The 3,708-nt window shown below is 73.5% G+C and carries 5 protein-coding genes; 2 read left to right on the top strand and 3 right to left on the bottom strand.

What is annotated here, in order from left to right; all coding sequences use genetic code 11:
• Window positions 1–1,124: outer membrane protein assembly factor BamB family protein (locus E2E34_RS32415; protein WP_244316349.1), on the top strand; the 1,124-nt coding region annotated here is incomplete at its 5' end.
• Between the two features lie 31 nt (window positions 1,125–1,155).
• On the opposite strand, the gene E2E34_RS32410 is transcribed toward E2E34_RS32415, so the two are convergent.
• Complete coding sequence (locus E2E34_RS32410) at window positions 1,156–1,839, bottom strand: hypothetical protein (RefSeq protein WP_138905416.1); 684 nt, start codon at window positions 1,837–1,839, stop codon at window positions 1,156–1,158.
• A gap of 194 nt (window positions 1,840–2,033) precedes the next feature.
• On the opposite strand from E2E34_RS32410, the gene E2E34_RS32405 reads away from it, so the two are divergent.
• A complete protein-coding gene (locus E2E34_RS32405) occupies window positions 2,034–2,699 on the top strand; it encodes a hypothetical protein (protein WP_138905415.1) in 666 nt (221 codons plus the stop codon).
• Window positions 2,700–2,714: 15 nt separating this feature from the next.
• Here E2E34_RS32405 and E2E34_RS32400 read toward each other — a convergent pair whose 3' ends face one another.
• Together E2E34_RS32400 and E2E34_RS32395 are read right to left on the bottom strand one after the other, a co-directional pair.
• Window positions 2,715–3,509, bottom strand: a complete 795-nt coding sequence (locus tag E2E34_RS32400) for an enoyl-CoA hydratase/isomerase family protein (RefSeq protein WP_138905414.1) — start codon at window positions 3,507–3,509, stop codon at window positions 2,715–2,717.
• A partial coding sequence (locus E2E34_RS32395; RefSeq protein WP_244316347.1) for a PhlB family protein occupies window positions 3,506–3,708 on the bottom strand: 203 nt, incomplete at its 5' end. The genes E2E34_RS32395 and E2E34_RS32400, both read right to left, overlap by 4 nt.

Genomic DNA, 3,708 nt, shown 5'->3' with positions numbered 1-3,708 from the left:
GCCCCACACGTCGTTCGACATGCGGAACCGCCACGGCCGTCGCGGGTGATCTGGTCTACGTCACCTCCTTCGAGGTGCACGCCCTGGACGTGGCCAGCGGCCGGCGTCAGTTCAAGACGCGGGACGTCGCCTGGGCCATGGCGGTCGCGGGCGGCCGCATCCACGCCTCCGACGGGCCGACGCTCTACGCCCTGGACGCCTCCGACGGCCAGGAGCGCTGGCGGCTGCAGACCGACGCGTGGGTGTACTCGCTCAAGGCCGAACGCGGCACCGTGGTGACCGGGACGCGCGGCGGCGGTGTCCAGGCGTGGGAGGCGTCCAACGGCCAGAAGCTGTGGGAACTCACCGGCGCCCAGAGCGACTTCGAGACCCCGGAGGCGGGTCCCGCCGTACACGACGACACGGTGTACGTGTGGCAGGACGCCCGGCTGCGGGCCCTGGACGCCCGTACCGGCATGGAGCGCTGGTCGTACCCGATCGGCGACGCGGCGTCCTGCGGCGGCGTGCCGCTGCGGCTGACGTCGGCGCCGGACGGCTACGTGTACGTCGCCGCCGGTACGCGGGTCCTGGCCGTCGACGCCGTCAGCGGCCGGGTGCGCTGGCACTTCGAGGCACCGGCGGTCTTCCTGAGCCCGCCCGCCTTCGCGCCGGGGCCGGCCGTCGCGGGCGGCGGCGTCTACCTGGCCGACTACCTCGGCACGGTGTACGCCCTGGACGCCGCCACCGGCAAGGACCGTTGGCGCATCGCCACCGAGTCCCGCCAGTCCATCGAGCCGGTGCTCGTCGTCGCGGGCAACGTCCACGTGGGCAGCGGCAGCGCGCTGTACACCCTGGACGCGGTGACCGGCACCCCGAAGTGGCGCTTCGCGGCGGGCGGCGAGGTCGTGGGCGCGCCCGTGGTCTCGGACGGCCGCGTCCACTTCGGGTCGGCGGACCACTGCCTCTACACGCTGGACGCGAGCGGCGGGCAGTTGCGCTGGAAGCTGGCGACGGGCGGTGAGATCACCGGGTCGCCGGTGGCGCAGGGCGGTGTGGTGTACGCGTGCAGCAAGGACCGGTGTGTGTACGCGCTGGACGCGGTCAAGGGCACGGCAACGGGCCGCCAGTCGGGCACGCGGGCCTGACGGCCCGACCGGCCGGGGGAGCGGTGCTCCGCTAGCGGTAGCGGTGGTCCTCCGGCGGCGGCCGGTCGTCCGGCCCGTACGGTCCGGCGTGCCCATCGCCGTACGGACCTCCGCGCCCGTTCCCGTACTGATCGTCGCGCCCGTCGCCGTACGGTCCTCCGCGTCCGTCCGGACCGCCCCGACCCGGGCTCCACGGGAAGGGCTGGTCGGGCCCCTGCTGCTGCGCGGGCTCGTACCGGTCGTGGTCGTGCCGCGCCGGCTCGTACCGGTCGTGGTCGTGGTCCCCGTCCACGCGCCGGCGCCGCCGGCGTCCGGGCAGCAGGACGGCGGCGAGCAGGAGCAGGACGCCGCCGCCGAGGGCCAGCGCGACGCCCACGTCGAGTCCGGTGCCGTCGGTGTCGACCGTCAGGCCGTCCCGCGCCTGTCCCACGCGGACCATCCACAGCACGGTGAACGCGAGCACGACGATCCCGGCGAGGGCGACCGCCGTACGGGAGCGCAGCAGGAGACCGGCCAGGGTCAGCAGGGCGGCGAAGGCGAACGGCAGCAGCAGCGAGCCCAGGACCGCCGCCTCGCTGTCCGTGATGCCGCCGAACAGGTCGCCGATGCGGTAGTCGCGCCCGAGACGGCCGTCGTACCAGGTACGGAAGGGGCTCAGCACGGCGGCCGCCGCTCCGGCGAGGGCAAGGATCCAACCGAGAACGTTGCGGATCATCGCCGCCTCCTTGGGGTGGCTCTCTGTGCCGACGCTACGCCCGTGATGCGGCGGCTGCCAGTCGCGGACGGGTTCGCCGGGACCGGATCCGCCGCCCTGGAACACGCGTTTTGCGGGCGTGTCGGCGTCCCACTAGGGTGACGTGCGCTCGTCAATCGAGAGCGCACATTCAACGATTCAACGGGGGTTGAAGCGTGAAGCTTCGCCATGTCCGCGCCATTGCCGTCTTCGGTATCGCCGTCCTCGCCCTGACCGGCGCACGGGGCCGCGGCGGAAGCTGCGACGACAGCAGCGGCAGCAGCGGTGGCAGCAGCTTCGGCAGTTCGAGCAGCAGTAGCAGCACCAGCGGCGGTTCGAGCTACGACAGCTCCACGTCCGGCGGTTACACCAGCGGCGACACCACGTCCAGCAGCACCAGCGGTTACACCACGTCCAGCGGCAGCACCAGCGGTTACACGACGTCCAGCGGCAGCACCACCGGCGACAGCACGTCCACCACCAGCAGCAGCAGTGGTTACACCACCGGCTCGTCCACCACCACGGGCTCGACCTCCGGCACCCGCGGCGACACGAACATCACGGACGTCCGCATCGACTCCTGCCGGTACGACCCCTCCCGGGGCATCGTCGCCGCCGTGAGCGCGACCAACTCCAGCACGACCGAGAACTACACCTACACGTTCACGGTCGAGTTCAGCGACCCGAGCGGCGCGACCATCGCGACGCGTCACCCCAGCATGTACATGGTGCTCGCGGGCCGTACCGAGCGGCAGGACGTCGCCACCCCGTACATCGCCAAGCCGGGCGAGACCTCCGGCGGCAAGTGCACGCTCAGCAACGTGCGGCGCATCGCCGGCTGACGCGGCGCCGCACGCCTAGCGCGTACGGAAGCCGGACCGGCGGGCGGCGAAGAGCTCCGCCTGCCGGTCCGGCGGCAGATTGCCGAGCGCCACCAGGTGCGGCGCCTGCGCGAGCGCCCCGCCGCGCGCTGCCTCCGTCGCCGCCCACACGGCGCGCACCGTGCCCTGCACGGCGTCCGTCGGGTACGACGCGATCACCTCGGCCGCCCGCACGGCCGCCGCCACTTCCTCACCGGCCGGGACGACCTCCGACACCAGCCCCGTCTCGTACGCGCGCCGCGCGGACATCCGTTCCGCCGTCCCCATCAAGGCCGTCCGGGCGACCTCGCCGGGCGGCATCCGCTGCGCCATGTGGATCGTCTCGTACGCGCTGACCATCCCGTACGTCGTGTGCGGGTCGAAGAAGGCCGCGTCCTCGGCGGCCACCACGAACTCGGCCTCGCCCAGCAGGTAGAACGCCCCGCCGCAGGCCATCCCCCGTACCGCCGCGATCACCGGCTTCCACAGGTCGTTCGCCTTGGGGCCGACGGTCAGCAGCGGATCGTCGAGGGAGTACGGCGACGGGGGCTGCGGCACGTCCGCTCCGCGGTCGACGCCGCTGCAGAACGCCCTGCCGCCGGCCCCGGTGAGGACGACGGCTCGTACGCTCTCGTCGAACCGGAACTCCCGCCAGACAGCCGCCAGTCGTGCGGCGGCCGCGAGGTCGATGGCGTTGTGCCGCTCGGGCCGGTCGAGGGTGACGACCGCGACGCCGGTCTCCTTGTCCCGCTCGACGCGGACGCCGGCGCCCTCCCCGCCCCCGCCGCTCACGGCCGCTCCAGCAGCCACCGGGGCACCGCCCGGCCGTCCGCGTCCTCGGTGAAGGCGACCTGCACCTTGGCGCCGATGCGCAGCCGCGCCGGGTCGACGGAGTCGAGCGCCGCGTCGGGCCGGGCGACGACATTGCCCACGAGCCGGATGTGCGGGGCGTCGGCCAGTTCCACCACGACTGCGTTGTACGGGGCCTGCG

It is taken from the genome of Streptomyces albidochromogenes, assembly GCF_005981925.1.
In the GTDB taxonomy this organism is placed as follows: Bacteria; Actinomycetota; Actinomycetes; order Streptomycetales; family Streptomycetaceae; genus Streptomyces; species Streptomyces albidochromogenes.
Note: the sequence above shows the minus strand (reverse complement) of the source record. Positions and strands in the feature narration are given on the sequence as shown.

Bases quoted from the DNA above. Each gene is read 5' to 3' on its own strand.
- E2E34_RS32410 (WP_138905416.1), bottom strand. From the start codon at position 1,839: ATGATCCGCAACGTTCTCGGTTGGATCCTTGCCCTCGCCGGAGCGGCG.